Origin of the sequence: Halovivax cerinus (genome assembly GCF_024498195.1) — an archaeon.
Lineage (GTDB): Archaea > Halobacteriota > Halobacteria > Halobacteriales > Natrialbaceae > Halovivax > Halovivax cerinus.
Genome location: NZ_CP101824.1, coordinates 631115 through 646432 on the forward strand (window position 1 = coordinate 631115; position 15318 = coordinate 646432).

General features: G+C 66.3%; 13 protein-coding genes and 1 pseudogene. 7 read left to right on the forward strand and 7 right to left on the reverse strand.

Annotated features, from left to right (window positions below):
* The first annotated feature begins 103 nt into the window (after positions 1-103).
* From NO366_RS02920 to NO366_RS02945, 6 genes are all read left to right on the forward strand, one after another.
* The gene (locus NO366_RS02920; protein ID WP_256532817.1) at positions 104-1330 is read left to right on the forward strand and encodes a TIGR04053 family radical SAM/SPASM domain-containing protein; all 1227 of its coding nucleotides are present in this window, start codon (positions 104-106) and stop codon (positions 1328-1330) included.
* A gap of 469 nt (positions 1331-1799) precedes the next feature.
* Positions 1800-2897, forward strand: a complete 1098-nt coding sequence (locus NO366_RS02925; RefSeq protein WP_256532819.1) for a substrate-binding domain-containing protein — start codon at positions 1800-1802, stop codon at positions 2895-2897.
* Positions 2898-2960: 63 nt separating this feature from the next.
* Positions 2961-3773, forward strand: a complete 813-nt coding sequence (locus tag NO366_RS02930) for an ABC transporter permease (RefSeq protein ID WP_256532821.1) — start codon at positions 2961-2963, stop codon at positions 3771-3773.
* Between the two features lie 2 nt (positions 3774-3775).
* Positions 3776-4582: an ABC transporter ATP-binding protein gene (locus tag NO366_RS02935; protein WP_256532822.1), complete on the forward strand. Its 807-nt coding sequence runs from the start codon at positions 3776-3778 to the stop codon at positions 4580-4582.
* Complete coding sequence (locus NO366_RS02940; protein WP_256532823.1) at positions 4572-5390, forward strand: ABC transporter permease; 819 nt, start codon at positions 4572-4574, stop codon at positions 5388-5390. The genes NO366_RS02935 and NO366_RS02940 overlap by 11 nt, the downstream gene beginning before the upstream one ends.
* A 148-nt stretch (positions 5391-5538) precedes the next feature.
* The gene (locus NO366_RS02945) at positions 5539-7182 is read left to right on the forward strand and encodes an amidohydrolase (RefSeq protein ID WP_256532824.1); all 1644 of its coding nucleotides are present in this window, start codon (positions 5539-5541) and stop codon (positions 7180-7182) included.
* 159 nt (positions 7183-7341) lie between these two features.
* On the opposite strand, the gene NO366_RS02950 is transcribed toward NO366_RS02945, so the two are convergent.
* The 3 genes from NO366_RS02950 to NO366_RS02960 form a co-directional block, all read right to left on the reverse strand.
* Positions 7342-8046, reverse strand: coding sequence for a helix-turn-helix domain-containing protein (locus NO366_RS02950; protein ID WP_256532825.1), 705 nt, complete (start codon positions 8044-8046; stop codon positions 7342-7344).
* Between the two features lie 105 nt (positions 8047-8151).
* Complete coding sequence (locus tag NO366_RS02955; protein ID WP_256532826.1) at positions 8152-9024, reverse strand: ABC transporter permease subunit; 873 nt, start codon at positions 9022-9024, stop codon at positions 8152-8154.
* Positions 9021-9938, reverse strand: a complete 918-nt coding sequence (locus tag NO366_RS02960) for an ABC transporter ATP-binding protein (RefSeq protein ID WP_256532827.1) — start codon at positions 9936-9938, stop codon at positions 9021-9023. The genes NO366_RS02955 and NO366_RS02960 overlap by 4 nt, the downstream gene beginning before the upstream one ends.
* A 293-nt stretch (positions 9939-10231) precedes the next feature.
* On the opposite strand from NO366_RS02960, the gene NO366_RS02965 reads away from it, so the two are divergent.
* Complete coding sequence (locus NO366_RS02965) at positions 10232-10837, forward strand: nitrous oxide reductase accessory protein NosL (RefSeq protein ID WP_256532828.1); 606 nt, start codon at positions 10232-10234, stop codon at positions 10835-10837.
* A gap of 74 nt (positions 10838-10911) precedes the next feature.
* On the opposite strand, the gene NO366_RS02970 is transcribed toward NO366_RS02965, so the two are convergent.
* From NO366_RS02970 to NO366_RS02985, 4 genes and pseudogenes are all read right to left on the reverse strand, one after another.
* A complete protein-coding gene (locus NO366_RS02970) occupies positions 10912-11763 on the reverse strand; it encodes an ABC transporter permease subunit (protein WP_382274540.1) in 852 nt (283 codons plus the stop codon).
* A gap of 47 nt (positions 11764-11810) precedes the next feature.
* Positions 11811-12587 (reverse strand): ABC transporter ATP-binding protein, encoded by a 777-nt coding sequence (locus tag NO366_RS02975; RefSeq protein ID WP_256532829.1) that lies wholly within the window; start codon positions 12585-12587, stop codon positions 11811-11813.
* A 56-nt stretch (positions 12588-12643) separates the two neighbouring features.
* Positions 12644-14578 (reverse strand): NosD domain-containing protein, encoded by a 1935-nt coding sequence (locus tag NO366_RS02980; RefSeq protein ID WP_256532830.1) that lies wholly within the window; start codon positions 14576-14578, stop codon positions 12644-12646.
* 78 nt (positions 14579-14656) lie between these two features.
* Positions 14657-15247, reverse strand: a pseudogene (locus tag NO366_RS02985) (LiaF transmembrane domain-containing protein); the annotation flags it as partial.
* Positions 15248-15318 lie beyond the last annotated feature (71 nt).

The window sequence follows — 15318 nt, forward strand, 5'->3', positions numbered from 1 at the left end:
CGATCGACGCAGCTGTTTCGCCGCCCGAACCAGTTCGCCCGCCTTCCAGCGAACTGGGACGGGCCACCTCGATATAGGCCGGTGGCGGGTCGACCTCGGTCCAATGACGACCGGCTCGCTGAACACGGCCGACCGTCCGCTCGTACTCATCTGGGAACTGACGCAGGCCTGCGACCTGGCCTGTGAACACTGCCGGGCGGAGGCGGACCCGACGCGACACCCGGACGAACTCTCCACGGCCGAAGGCAAGGCGCTCCTCGACGACGCGGCCGCCTTCGGTGAAGGCCAGCTCGTCGTCCTCTCCGGTGGCGACCCGCTCGTCCGCGACGACGTGACCGACCTCGTCGCCTACGGCACGGATCGCGGGCTCCGGATGACGATCACGCCGAGCGGAACGTCCTCGCTCACCGCGGACGCCATCGGCGATCTGGCCGATGCCGGGTTACGCCGGATGGCGGTCAGTCTCGACGGTGCCTCGCCCGAGACGCACGATGCATTCCGCGGCGAGTCGGGCAGCTTCGCGGAGACCATCCGGGCCGCCGAAGACGCGCGCGAGGCCGGCGTCCCGCTGCAGATCAACACCACCGTCTGCGCCCAGACCGTGTCCGACCTCCCGGCGATTCGCGACGTCGTCCGGGAGCTGGACGCGGTCATGTGGAGCGTCTTCTTCCTCGTCCCCGTGGGGCGTGGCCGCGTGCTGGATCCCATCTCGCCCGAACGCGCCGAGGCGGTGATGGAGTGGCTCCACGTCGTCAGTCGGGAGGAGTCGTTCGGCCTCAAGACGACTGAAGCGCCGATGTACCGTCGCGTCGTGGCCCAGCACGGACGGAACGGGAACCGAGATAGGGGTGCTGCCGGCGGACGGACTACCACAGGCGGCGAACGCGATAGTGACGACCGCGACCGTGACGCTCCCGGTCGGGATGACCGCGACCGTGACGACCGCAATCGGGACTCCGGCGGCCCACCAGCCGGCGTCACCCGCCGCACCGGCATCGTCGCCGGCGACGGTTTCTGCTTCGTCAGCCACACCGGCGAGGTCTACCCGTCCGGCTTCCTCCCCGAATCCGCTGGCAACGTCCGGGAGACGCCCGTCACCGAACTCTACCGCGAGAGCGACCTGTTCCGCTCGCTTCGCGATCGCGACCGCTACAGGGGCAAGTGCGGTGCCTGCGAGTTCCGCGCACTCTGTGGCGGCAGTCGCTCACGAGCGTACGCAACGACCGGCGATCCGTTGGCGAGTGATCCGCTCTGTTCGTACGTCCCCGAAGGCTACGATGGACCGTTACCGTGGGATGAAAGTGGGACGGTATCGTCGGCGAGCGACTGAATTGCTCGGACAGCCGGCACGAATTCGTTCGTCCCCGATCGTTCTCGCCGGTACAGTACCGTTCGTCTCCTCAAGTCCGCCGATGGGATCGCCTGCGACGACGAGCAGTGGTGGCTACGTCGGACGGCACCGGCGGCGACGGACGGTGGACCACTTTTCTCGTGTATCGGTACCCGCTCACTGTCGAGCACTCGTATCTACTACAGGAGTGTCGACGATCCTGTCACGTTTCCCGATAAAATTCCGACCACTTTGCATGCTAGCTATCGTGGTACAACCCACTACCATCATGCTTCCAACACGAATCGACACGACGAGTCGGCCCCACAAAAACGCAATCCCGGGGCCCAAGATGAAGATATTTGAAATCCATCGGACTATAGCCCTGGCCGATAGTACCAAGATTTAATACAGTTAGTGAGTTTGGTAGGCACGAACACGCATGGTGTTAGCTAACAGGAGACATTTTGTGAAGAGTCTCGGGACGATCGGTGCTGGAGGACTCGCAACATCGCTAGCAGGGTGCATGGGCGGTGGCAGTGAGGGATCGTCACTCAACGTGGTCACAGCACCGACGCCGACGACATCGCTCGAGATAAATCACCTCCAAGAGGAGACGGACATCTTCGAGACCGTCATGGACGACATCGGATACGAGGGTGACGTCCAGCTCACCTGGGACGAACTCTCTCAGTTCATGGGCGGTCAGGCGGATATCGCCCCCTCGGTCGGAACGGTGGAGGCCGCCCAGTTAGCGACGGAACGCGACTTCGATCTCACGGCTCACGCACAGACAACTCCGCAGCATACGGCACTGTACGTCCGAAGCGGAAGTGACTACGATCCCGACGTCGCCGGAAGCAAACAGGCCGCGATAGACGCCCTGGTCGAAAACGATGCGGCGTTCGGGATCGGTGGCTGGGGGAACGGGCCCGTCCCGGCCTACCGGTTGATATTCCAGGAAAAGTACGGCTATTCCTTCGAAGAAGGCGGGGATTTCAACATCGTAACCGGCGAGTTCCCGGCGCTCGCCCAGATGGTGGCCGAAGGCAACATCGATGCTGGCGGGTCGGGACCACCGTACGGGTTGTACCCGGTTCGGGATCAGGTCAAGCCGCTGCTCTGGAATCAGGAGGAACTGGCGGACATCGATCTGCCGAAGACGGCGATGTGCATCTCGAACGGAATCACGCGAACGAGTTACGCAGAGGAGAACACAGAAGCGATCGCCGCCTGGTTCGGGATGGAAAAGTACGCACACGAGTACATGGCCAATAATGTGGACGAACTGGCCGCTCGGTCGGACGTACAGGAGAGTCTGAACGTCCCGAACGAGGACGCCGCCGCGTGGATCCTGAACTTCCGCTACAACGCGATGAACACGGAAAACGAACTCCCGGCGAGCCTCCAGGACGTTCCGTTCACCGAAGATCGGATCGCGCAGGACAAAGAGTCCCTCAGATCGATCGAATCGATGGGGCAGCTATCCTCCGGCTGGGAAGAGTCACTCAGCTACATGGAACACGATATCGACGAGTACTACGAGATGGCGAAGAACAATGCCTAATTCAGAGATCCTGAGGCACCATAGACAGTCTACTGACGGAGATACAGCCGATCTATCTAAGGAATGAGTACCGCATCACGTTCCCCGACGAAGCTCGTTCCGGCACCCCTGGTTGCGAATCGACGCGTCGTCTTCATCGAAGCGGTCGCATCGATCGTGGTCCTCTGGGGACTCGTCGCGTGGGGGCTGAACATGACGGATACGGTTTCGTCACCCATCCTGGTCGCGGACTCGATCGTCGCTCTGCTCGCGAGCGGCGAGTGGGTCCCCCACTTCTCGGCGTCGATACGACGGATCCTCTACGGGTTCGTCCTCGCAACGCTTCTGGGGACGTCACTCGGCGTCCTGATGGGACTCTCCGAATTCTGGGAGCGCGTGTTTCAGGATTACATAACGATCGGGCTCGCGTTCCCGTCTGTGTTCATCGCGTTCTTCGCGGCGATGTGGTTCGGAATCGGTGACATGACGCCGACGGTGACGGCCGCTATTGCACCCTTCCCGTTCGTCGCACAGAACGTCTATCAGGGCGTCGAAAACATCGACCATCGCCTGACGGAGATGACCCAATCGTTCGACGTGTCGCGGAAACGGACGCTGTGGCGGGTCGTCTTCCGATCCGTCCTCCCGGAGTGGTTCGCCGGCATCCGGTACGGCTTCGCCGGGTCGTGGAAGCTGGTGACGCTCGCGGAGGCGATCGCAGCGGAGCGCGGAGTCGGCTTCATGATCCAGTACGAGATGAACCAGTTATCGATCACCGCCGTGCTCACGTGGACCATCCTCTTCGCGACCGTCATCATGGTCTTCGAGTACGGCATCCTCCAGCAAGTAGAGAAACGGGTGTTCGCCTGGCGGCAGGACACCGCCGTCGCGTGGTAACAATGACTCAGCACACTACAGCAGAACAAGAACGCATCGACGTCGGCTCGAACAGCGCAGGCAGAATCAGTATCGAGGGACTCACGAAGCGGTTCGAGACGGCGAGTGGTGGCGAGACGGTCTTCGAGAACGTCGACCTGGAGATCGAGCCCGGCCGATTCGTCACGCTGATCGGCAAGTCCGGGTGCGGCAAATCGACGCTACTGAAGATCCTGAGCGGCGTCCTGGAGCCGACGTCCGGTTCGGTGCGCATCGAGAGCGAAGACGGCGGCGACGCCGAAATCGGCCACGTGTTCCAGTCGCCCCGGTTGCTGCCGTGGAACTCCTGCGAACGGAACATCGAACTCGTTCACGAAGGTAACGCGGCGTACACGCCCGAGCTGGCGCGGCGGTACCTCGAGCTGGTAGACCTGGGCGAACACGCCGATAAGTACCCGACGCAGCTCTCCGGCGGACAGCAACAGCGCGTCGGCATCGCCCGGGCATTCAGTATCGACCCTGAAATCCTCCTGATGGACGAACCGTTCTCGAACCTGGACGAGATCACGGCCGACGAACTCCGGACGGAACTCATCGACATCTGGGAGAAACTCGATAAAACGGTGTTCTTCGTCACGCACGACATCACGGAGGCTGTGGCCCTCTCGGATCGGATCCTGATGCTCGGCGACGGGCGTCTCTACGGCGACCTGGAGGTCCCGCTCGAACGGCCGCGCGACATCGAATCCGAGGAGTTCCTCAGGTTCCGTCAACGGGCGATCAAGCAGTTCCACACAATCGACGAGGAGGGACCGATGGATGGCCACTAGCACTCGGACGAGCGTGCTCGACACCGTCGACGTGAGCGTTCGCCGATGGGCACCGAGGGTCGTCGCTATCGGGTTGACCTACGGCCTGTGGTACGTTATTGCCACGATGTTCCCGTCGGACCTGATGCCGTACCCGCTGGAGACCCTGGAGCTCACCTGGGACCTGTACGTGTCGGGACAGGCCTTCACCCATCTGATTCCGTCGCTATCGCGGATCGGGATCGCGTTCGTCGCCGCGATGATCATCGGGACCGGAGTCGGTGTGGCCATGGGATCGACGAACTTCGGTCAACTGTACTTCGCACCGTTCGTCGTGATCGGGCTGGCGCTCCCGTCCGTCGCGCTCGCCGCGATCATGCGGTTGATCTTCGGGTACACCTTCGTGGCACCGGTCGTCGCCGCGACGCTCGCGGTAGTCCCGTTCGTCACGGTCAACATCTGGAAGGGCGTCGAAAACATCGATCAGGACCTCCTCGAGATGGCGTCGTCGTTCGACGTTTCGAACCTCCGCCTGCTGTGGCGCATCGTCATCCCGAACACCGCCCCGTCGCTGTTCGCGGCGACGCGATTCGGTCTCGCGCTCTCGTGGAAGGTGGTTACGGTCGTGGAGGTGTTCGCCGCATCGAGCGGGATCGGGTACATGGTCAACCGGACCTACCAATCGTTCAGGTTCGAGCAGAGTTTCGCCTGGGCCGTCGTCTTCATCGTCGTCGTCATATTCGTAGAGTATCTGGTGTTGAAACCCCTCGAACGTCGGATGTTCGAGTACCGCCAGGACGTCGATTTCGACTTCGGTGGTGTCCGATGACTCCCCCCTCTCGAGCGCGTTCTGTGACGACGACCGATTCGGACCGGCGCCGAACCCACGCCGTTCGTCCCACCTCGGGATACGAAACGAACGAGTATTGTACACATACGACGAGCGCCAGCCGACACACGTCGAGGTGACACGACTAATGGTAGACAAACAGGACACACTCATCGAGTATCCGGAACGGATACTGTACAACGGAACGATTCGAACAGTCGACGAGAACGAGACCGTCGCCGAAGCCGTCGCGATTCGGAACGGTCGATTCCTGGCCGTCGGCGGAACGGCCGAAATCCGCGAACTGGCCGGTCCCGAGACCGACGAGATCGACCTGAACGGCCGGACCGCTATTCCCGGGTTGATCGACTCACACCTTCACCTTCGCAACGTCGGGCGGGATCTGAACAGGGTGACGCTGTTCGACGTACGGTCCATCGACGACGTCCTCGAGGCGATCGGTGACGCGGTCGAAACGACGACCGATACGGACTGGATCCTCGCCAGTTCGGGCTGGCACGAGAGCCAACTCGAGGAGGAACGGCTTCCGACGCGGTACGAACTCGACGCGGTCGCACCCGACAATCCGGTGTTCATCCCCCGCGGCGGACACGTCGCAGTCTGCAACAGCGTCGCGCTGGATCGCGCCGGCATCGGCGAGGACACGGACGATCCCGACGGTGGAACGATAGTCCGGGACCCGGACACGGGCGAACCGAACGGCGTCGTCCTGGAGACTGCCCGTACAGAAGTCGTCGAACCGGTGCTCCCGGATCGCGGGTACGAGGACTACGTCGCCGACATCGAACGCGCCATGTCCGAACTCAACTCCCGCGGCATCACCGCGGTGATGGAGCCAGGACTCGAACGCGACGAGTTGCGAGCGTACCAGCGTGTCGCCGTCGACGGAGAGGCGACGGTCCGAACGGACGCCTTCGTTCGTATTTACGGCGCGGACGACGTCCGCGACGCTGGCAGTTACTTCTATCGAGAATTCGGGACTGACAGGCTGAAGATCGGCGGGCTGAAGTACATGCTAGACGGCGGCGTCGAAGGCGCACGGCTCACAGAGCCGTATCGAATCGTCTCGGAAGTCCAGGAACAGGAAGACTATCACGGCCACTACCTGCTTCCAGAGGGCGGAACAGAAGAGCTCCAGGAGATGTACGAACTGGCCGCCGAGCGGGGCCACCAGGTGCAGACGCACGTCGTCGGCGACGAAGCGATCGAGACGCTCCTCGATATGTACGAAGCTGCGTCGGCGGTCCGAGACATCGAACCCCTCCGATGGACCGCGATGCACGTGTTTCTCCCGCGAGAGGAAGACCGAGAACGGATGCGAGAACTCGGCGTCGTCACCACGGTACAGAACCACCCGACCTTCCTCGGGCGAAACATGGAACTGCTGTGGGGGCAAGAACGTGCCGCCGACGCGATTCCGACCAGAACGCTCCTGGAGGACGATATCCCGGTCGGCGGCGGGACCGACGCCCCGGTGGTCCCGTGGTATCCGTTCGAGTCCATCTGGTGGATGGTGACCCGACAGACGGTTACCACCGGGACGCTCGGTCCCGAGGAAGCGATCGACCCCGCAGAGGCGCTCCGCCTCTGGACCCGCGGTTCGGCCTACGTCCTGCACTGGGAGGACGAACTCGGCTCCGTCGAACCGGGCAAGCGGGCCGACCTCGCGGTCCTCGATCGGGATATCGTCACCTGCCCTCCCGACGACATCCGGGAGACGACCGTCGAACTGACCCTCGTCGGCGGCGAGGTCGTCCACGAGGATCGGTAGTAGAGATCGTCGGTGTGGAAATCGTGGTTTCTGAAATCACGATTGCTTTTCCGGTTCGTCTACCGATAGATCGACGGAGACCATCACGCCACTCACCTGTCGTGCGCTGAACGAACGTCGAGAACCGACGGCGTCTCTGTCGAGTCCGCGTCCCCGCCCTCACTCGTCGAGAATCGCACCCAGCAGTTTCGACTGGGCAGCCGCGAGGTGCTCGGCGAAGGTCGACCCGGAGATGTGGAGTGCCTCGGCTACCTCGCCTGCGTTCGCGCCCTTCGGGTAGTCGAAGTAGCCCATCTCGTGGGCCGTCTCGACGACCTGGCGCTGGCGCCGCGTGAGGCGGGCGCGGTCGACGAGGACGGGATCGCTCCCACCGCTCCCGTCGCTCTGAGTCAGCTCCTGCAGCCGTACGCCGCCGAACTGTGCGTTGAGGCTGGTGACCGTCTCCGAGAGGTCGTCCACGTCGGGCGCGTTGACGGTGACGTGGAGGGCGCCGTCTCGCGCACGGAGTGACGAGACCGGGTTCCCGCCGTGTTCGACGACTTCGCAGACGCAGGCCGTCGACCAGTCGCGCTCGAACCGGTAGGTCCGCTCCGAATCGGTCGCCGCGACCGTCTGCAAGGAGACGTCGTGACCCCGTTCGCGGGTGTGTTCGTCAGATTCTGGGTTCCCGAGGGTGTCCGGTTCACCGGTGCCGGCGAGCGATCCGTCCGGATCCTGGACGGTGAACTCTTCGACGACCGTCTCCGCGTCGCGCGTCGACGACCGCGAGATCGAGTCGACCGGCGCGTCGAGTTCGTCCGCCGCGACCGCGACCGGACAGCCGCCCGGGTCGTCGACGACGATCGTGGCCTGGTACCCCGTCATGTACGGGTGGTCGGCGCCCGCGGGCTTAACGGGGGATCACCGTTCCCAGGGCCGTAGAACGTGGCGAACGTGTTCGGGCCGGTGTCTCCCTGCTACGTGGCACGACTAGAGGTCGGCGCCGTCGAACCGAACGTAGCCGACGACGATCGGGACGAGCAGCCAGCAGGCGAGGACGACGAACCCGATCTCCGGGGACGCGAAGAACGGCTCCCCGCCGGCGGCGCTCGCCTCGGTGCCAGCCTGCGCGGGATCGGCGTTCGCCCGCGAGGCGAGGTCGGGTAACGCCGCGACGATGCCGGAGAAGTACGCGGCCGACGGTGGAATCTGGGACACGGTGAACGCCCACTCCGGCATCGTCGCCGGATTCGGCATCGAGAAGCCGCCGGCGACGTAGAGGACCCCCATGACGACGGCGTCCCACAGCAGTTCGAAGACGACGAAGAAACCGAGCGCGAGCGTCGTTGCCCGACTCGTCGACCCCGTCGTCGCGGAGATGCCGACGACGATCGTGGCGTAGACGGCGACGAACGCGAGCGTCACGAGCAAGAACGTGATCGCGGCGACGACGTCGAGTGTGCCGAGCATCGCCGCGCCGAAGCCGAGGCCGACGACCAGCCCGACGCCGAGTCCGAACCCGAGGACCGCGGCCCGTCCGAGTACCTTCCCCGCGAATACCTCGCCGCGCGTGGTGGGCAGCGAGCACAGCAGTTTGATACTGCCGAGTTCGCGTTCGCCAGCGACGGACTTGTAGCAGCCGACGATTGCCGCGATCGGGACGAACAGGCTCGCGATTCCGGCGGTGAAGAAGAGGAGGCCGCCGAACGTCGCGCCGCCGGGTTCGCCGAACAGCTCCGGCGCTTCGACGTACGCGAACGAAGAGAGGAGCGAGACGACCACGAAGACCGCAACGAGCGCCCACAGCGCCCGCGACTGGACGGCGTCCCGGAAGTCCTTCTTCGCGACCGTGAGCCAGGTCACGATTCCACCTCCTGGGTCTCGGTCGTGTAGCGGACGAAGAGATCCTCCAACGACGATTCGATCACCGAGAAGTCCTGAACGGCGGCGATCTCGTCGACGGACTCCAGGACGGCGAACTTCGAGTCGCCCGCGATCGTGAGTCGGAGCTGGCCGTCGTCGATCGCGGCCGACCCGACGCCGTCGAGGCCGGCGACCGCCTCGCGAACGCCCTCGTCGAGGTCGGCGACGGAGACGTACAGCGTCTCCCCGGTTTCCGTCGCGTCGCGCAGCCCGTCGATGGTGTCGACGGCGACGAGTTCCCCGCGGTCGATGATCGCCACGCGGTCGCAGACGGCTTCGACTTGCTCCATGATGTGACTCGAGAAGAAGACCGTCGTCCCGCGGGCGTTCTCCTCGCGGATGATCTCGCGCATCTCGCGGGCGCCGTTGGGATCCAGGCCGGTCGACGGTTCGTCGAGGACGAGCAGATCCGGGTCTCCCACCAGGGCCATCGCGAGGATCAACCGCTGGCGCATCCCCTTGGAGTAGCCGCCGGCCTTCCGGTCAGCCGCGTCGGCGACGTTGACCCGATCGAGCAGCGCCACCGGGTCTTCCTCGACGCCCTTCATCTCCAGGGCGAACTCGACGTGCTGGCGGCCGGTGAGTCGATCGTAGACGTGGTAGGCGTCGGGGAGGACGCCGGTCCGCTGCCTGACGGCGCGCCCCTCGGACTGGGCGTCGTGACCGAGGACGGTTACCGTCCCCGACGTGGGCCGGATGAAGTCCAGCAGGATGTCGATCGTCGTCGACTTCCCGGCGCCATTCGGTCCGAGGAAGCCGAAGATCTCGCCTTCCTCGACGACCAGGTCGAGGTCCGAGACGGCGACGACGTCGCCGAAGCGCTTCGTCAGCCCGCTGGTTTCAATCGCTGCCATGGGATCTCCTCGTCAGGTCCGTCACTCGGCGCATCGATGTCGTGGGTTGCACGCCGAATAATGTGAAACCCGCCCGGATAAGCGTTGACGCCGTTCCCAGTCGGTTGAACTGCTCCGAGAGAACAGTTCCGACGCAATAGGGGCCACGACCTCGCGTTCTACGTGTCGGCCCGTCTCGCTCGGCGGTGGCGACGCAGGCGTTCTCAGGGACGAGTCGGCACCTGTGACCGGTTCCTCCCGAGTGGGAATGGAACAGTGTGCCTATTGGCCAGGGTGGCGTCGGTCCATCCAACATGCGTAGGCGAACTCCGTCGGAAGACGACGCCCGAACCCGACGCTCCGTACTCGCCGGCACGACCGTGATCGGTCTCTCGGCCCTCGCCGGTTGTCTCGACGGCTCGAACGGTGACACCGACGCGCCCGACCCGATCACCATCGACCCGGGGATGGCTTGCGACAACTGTTCGATGCGCATCGGCAACTTCGGAGGGGCAGCCGGACAGTCGTTCTACGAGGACCCGTCGGCCGTCCTCGGCCCCGACGACACGGATCGCCCGGCCCAGTTCTGTAGCTCGTACTGCACCTACACGTTCACGTTCGACAACCAGGCCGAGGCGGAGCCGGAGGTGAGCTACCTGACGGATTACTCGAGCGTCGACTGGACGGTCGACGACGGCGACGGGGCGCAGACGATGAGCAGGCACCTCGACGCCGACGCGTTCGCGTCCGCCGCCGACCTCACACTCGTTGTCGACAGCGACGTCGAGGGGGCGATGGGTGGGTCGCTCCTCGGGTTCTCGAACGCCGACGACGCGGAATCGTTCCAGGCCGAGTACGGCGGCGAACTGTACGACAACGACGAGATCACGCAGGAACTCCTCCAGTCGCTGATGGCGTAGCGATCCGCCCGCTGCTCGAATTCGTCTCCCCTGACCGGAGCGGCCGTCCGTTTCACGGCATCGACCGACGGTCATCACCGACGAACCGCCCACGCGGCGACCGCCAGCGACCCGACGAGCCAGGCGGCGAGTCCGACGAGACTGGCGAGCGGTGACGCCGCACGGGGGCCGGTCCCCGCGACCGTGTTCACGACGGTCTCGAAGACCAGCCCGCGGTAGGCGCTCAGCGGACTCAGCGCGAGCGCGTCGACGAGGGCGGACCCCGGAAGGATCCCCTCCGCGAGGCCGACGACGAGCGCGAGATCGAGCCCGACGAGCAGGACGACCAGCGCGACGATCGCGAAGGCGAGCGCGCCGCGCGTCCCGCTCGCGAGCGCCGAGACGGCGAGCGCCACCGCGAGGACGACCAGGGCGAACGCGACCGTGAGGGCGACGAATCGGGCGAACAGGATCGGCGAGTCGGCGCCGAGTTGTGTGGCGTAGATCTCCGCCGGCGCCTCTCGACGGACCGCGACGAGCCCGCCGACGAGACCGAGTGGGACGCCGATCGCGACGAGGAGGCAGACGGCGCGACCCACGTAGACGCCGACCACGTGTTCCCCCGCGCCGACGGGGTACGTCGCGAGGACGTCGAGCTCGCCCCGGCCCTCGTCGGCGACGATCGCGCGGTAGCCGAACGCGACGGCGACGATCGGGACGAGCAGTTCGAGCGGCGTGAGCAGGTCGACGGCGGTTGGGACGTACCCGGCGGACGCGCTCCCGGTGAGGCCGATCCCCAGCAGGACGGCGGCGAGCGCCCCGGCGAGAACGAGGTACCCGCGCGTTCTGCCGACCGTCCGGAGTTCACGTCCCACGAGCCGGCCGACACGGCCCAGCGAGCCCGGGGCCGACCGACCGTGGGGTGTATCGCTCTCCGGGCCAGCGATCGGCCCTCGGGTCCGATCGTCGGACGCGCTGTCAACTCGCTCGTCGGTCACGCCGACTCACCTCGCACGCTGACACGCGTGAGGTCTCCGGAGACGGCCGCCTCGTAGACGGCGTGGAGCGAGTCGACGTCGAAGCGGTCCAGCAGGGCGTTCGGCGACCCGGTCACCGCGACGCCGCCCGCGTCGAGGAGGGCGATCACGTCGGCCGTCCGCTCGACCAGTCCCATGTCGTGGGAGGTGACGACGACCGCGGTGTCGGCGTCGGCGAGCTCGCGGGCGATCTCGTAGATGTGCGCGCTCATCCCCGGGTCGAGGCCGGAGGCGGGTTCGTCGAGGACGACCACGGGCGGGTCGCCGATCGCGGCCTGGGCGATGCCGAGCAGGCGCGTCATTCCACCGGAGAGGGCCTCGACGTTGCGATCGGCCGCGTCGGCGAGGCCGACGCGTTCGAGCCGCGCGCTGACCTCCGCGCGCGACTCGCCGACGAGCGACCCGTAGAACGCGAGCGTCTCGGCAGCGGAGAAGCCGGGCCTGAACGCCGGTTGCTGGGGCAGGTAGCCGATCTCGCGCGGGACGTCGGGACCGTGATACCGGACCGCGCCCGCGGTCGGTTCGGCGAGCCCCGCGAGCGTCCGGAGCAGCGTCGTCTTGCCGGTGCCGTTCGGCCCGATCAGGGCCGTGACGGCGTTCGCCCGGATCTCGATCGAGACGTCCTCGAAGACCGATACGTCGCCGTAGGCGAACGCGAGGTCCTCGACGTCTACGAGGGTCGCTCCGGCTCGGTCCGTCCCCGTCGTCCGTGCGTCGTCTTCGTGAGTCGTCATGGGTCGGTCTGTCGTGCTCCGTCGCGTCGGTCGCGTGCCGTCGGTTCGATCACCGGTCACGGCTCGGTCACCACCGTCCCGTCGCAAGCGTACGCGTCGACCGCCCGGTCGGTCCGGGCGAGCAGGCCGGGGTTGTTCGGGCCGCACGCGGGCGAGAGGTCCGTAATACTCCCGGTCTGCATGCCGGAGACGGACCGTTCGAGTCCGGAGAGGGCGTCCACGGCGGGAGCGCGGGCGAGTGTCGCCGCGCCAGGGGTCGTGTGCAGTCGGCGGTCGACCGGGTCGGTCGGCGAGTACGCGCGTTGCGGTGGTTCGCCGTCAGCCGGGCTCGTCGCGCCCTGCCAGTAGTTGCCGACCCCGTCGTGCGACCAGATCCGGAGTGGACCGTGTCCGGCGGTCGCGTGACGGTCGTTCGCGACGAAGTCGTTGTCGATCACCCGGTTGGTCGGGAGGACGGCGCCGGCGTGGGCACCGACGCCGTTGCCGGCGAGGACGTTGCCCTCGTAGAGCGAGTTGTCGGCCAGGATCCGAAGCCCGACGTCGGCGTCGGTGACGACGTTCCGGGCGACGTAGGACGCCGTGCCGCCGACCGAGATGCCGATCTCGGCGTCTGCGATCTCGTTGCCGACGACTGCGGTCCCCGTCGGGCCGGTCATGACGTAGATAGCCGTCTCCGAGACGGTGTCGACCCGGTTGTTCGCGAGGAGCGCGTCGTTCGTGTGCATCAGGTGGAGCCCGAGGAGGCTGTCGCCGAGGTCGTTGTCCCGGAACACCAGGCCGTCCGACCGGTACAGGTAGATGGTGTCGCGCCCGCCGCGGAACGTCGAGTCCTCCACGACGCCCGGCGATCGGAGGACGATCAGGCCGGCGTAGGGATCCTCGGCGTCGGGCGCTTCGGTGACAGTGACGTTCCGCAGGACGGCCCCGGGACTCTCCCGAAGGATCACACCGTTCGCGCGCGTCTCGACGGAGACGTTCGCGATCGACACCCGGTCCGCGACGTGGGCCGTTAGTCCCGCGTCCGTCCCGCCGTAGAACGCCAGGGAGCGGTCGTCGGGGTGGTCGCCCTCGTCGCCGGGCAGCGACTCCGCGCCGAGCGAGCGGTTGCCGGTGCCCGCGAGGTGTACGTTACGGACGCCGACGTCGGGTTCGGTGATCGTCACGACGGAGCCGTTGTCGTCACCGCGGATCGTCACGTCGCCCTCGCCCGCGAGCGTGACGGGTCGATCGATCTCCACCGTCTCCGTGTAGGTCCCTGGCGGAACCAGGACGGTCGTGTTCGCCGGCGCGCGCTCTACGGCACCCTGGATCGTCCCGGCGTCCTCCCCGACGAGGACCGAGACCGGTCGATCGTCGTGGGAACTGGCGCTCGCGACGGTTTCGTTCGCCGATGCCATCTGCCGGGAGACGCGCTCGCGGACGGCCGCGGCCTCGGCGCGCTCGAACCGACGCTCCGTCACCTGATCCCAGGATTCGACCGTCCCGCCGTAGGATGCAGCGAACGCCTCCGCCTCGGCCCGCTCGCCGAAGGAGGGGATGGCCGCGCCGCCGGGTGTCCGGGCCTCGCTGTCGACGACGTACCAGGCAGACTCGGCCGGGATCCACGCCGGATCGCGCGCGACCACCGGGTAGTCGTCCGCCCCCAGTTCGACGCCGGTCCCGCCGTAGTCGGTGACGTACGTGACCAGCGGGTAGCCAAACCGCGATCGGTGGCCCGCCTGGCGCTGGGCGGCGAGCGCGGCGTCGACGCCGAAGTAACCGACGACGTACGCGTACTGCGAGTAGAAGGTCTGGACGCGCGGGAGCGACGCGTTCGGCCGGTCGAGCAGTTCGTACTGCTCTTCTAACGTGAGTCCGACGGTGACGGTGTCGTCGAAGTCTGCGGGCTCGGGGGACTCGGCGCCGGTCTCGACGGAGAAGAGCAGTCCGATGCCGACCGCCGCGAGCACGACGACTGCGACGAGCACCACCGACAGAACCCGTTCGTTCACGCACGTTCGTTCGATCGCCGGACAAAAAGATAGTCCGGTCCGTTCCCGCCCGCCGGGAGGCGGGCGATCGGGTGTCACTCAGTCCGAGACGGAGACGCCGCCGAAGGCGACGAATCCGGTCACCACGAGGTCGACGCCATCGTGGGGATCCGTGCTCCTGGGCCGGTCGTCGGTAGCCGCGCCCAGTACGGGCAGGACGTCCATCCGCACGGTCCACTCGCGGGGGACGATGACGTCCACGCCGCCGAAGAGGGCGACGGCGTTGATCCGGCCCGGCGGCTCGTCGATCGCCGCGTCGCGCAAGTCGAGCTCCGTGCCGCCGAACGCGGCGGTGAGGTCCGCGCCTGCGAAGTGCTTCGAGGTGTTTCGCTTTTCGACGCCGCCGAAGGCCGCGAACGCCGAGGTGAACGAATCGTCGACGTCGAGCGCCGCTGATCGGTACTGGCCGAGCACGATGGACAGGCCGAACGCGATCAACAGCAGCGGCCAGAGGTCGATCATCCCCTCGACGGTCGCGTACCCGAGGGCGACGAGCTGCCACGCGCTCGCGACACCGACCAACACCAGGGGGCCGACGACGTTGCGGAAGCCACTCGTGACGAGCGCCCAGACGCCGACGAGGACGAACAGCGACGGGACGAACTGTAGGAGGCTCCCCGTGGGGGCGAGCCCGGTCGTTTCGAGCGGGCGGTCGGTTTTACCGACCGCCTATAACGTGGCGGTCTAACCGCCACGCAGCA

Excerpts from the sequence above, each read along its gene's own strand:
- NO366_RS02920 (WP_256532817.1), top strand. The coding sequence starts at position 104 with ATGACGACCGGCTCGCTGAACACGGCCGACCGTCCGCTCGTACTCATC.
- NO366_RS02930 (WP_256532821.1), top strand. The coding sequence starts at position 2,961 with ATGAGTACCGCATCACGTTCCCCGACGAAGCTCGTTCCGGCACCCCTG.
- NO366_RS02935 (WP_256532822.1), top strand. The coding sequence starts at position 3,776 with ATGACTCAGCACACTACAGCAGAACAAGAACGCATCGACGTCGGCTCG.
- NO366_RS02940 (WP_256532823.1), top strand. The coding sequence starts at position 4,572 with ATGGCCACTAGCACTCGGACGAGCGTGCTCGACACCGTCGACGTGAGC.
- NO366_RS02945 (WP_256532824.1), top strand. The coding sequence starts at position 5,539 with ATGGTAGACAAACAGGACACACTCATCGAGTATCCGGAACGGATACTG.
- NO366_RS02950 (WP_256532825.1), bottom strand. The coding sequence starts at position 8,046 with ATGACGGGGTACCAGGCCACGATCGTCGTCGACGACCCGGGCGGCTGT.
- NO366_RS02960 (WP_256532827.1), bottom strand. The coding sequence starts at position 9,938 with ATGGCAGCGATTGAAACCAGCGGGCTGACGAAGCGCTTCGGCGACGTC.
- NO366_RS02965 (WP_256532828.1), top strand. The coding sequence starts at position 10,232 with ATGCGTAGGCGAACTCCGTCGGAAGACGACGCCCGAACCCGACGCTCC.
- NO366_RS02975 (WP_256532829.1), bottom strand. The coding sequence starts at position 12,587 with ATGACGACTCACGAAGACGACGCACGGACGACGGGGACGGACCGAGCC.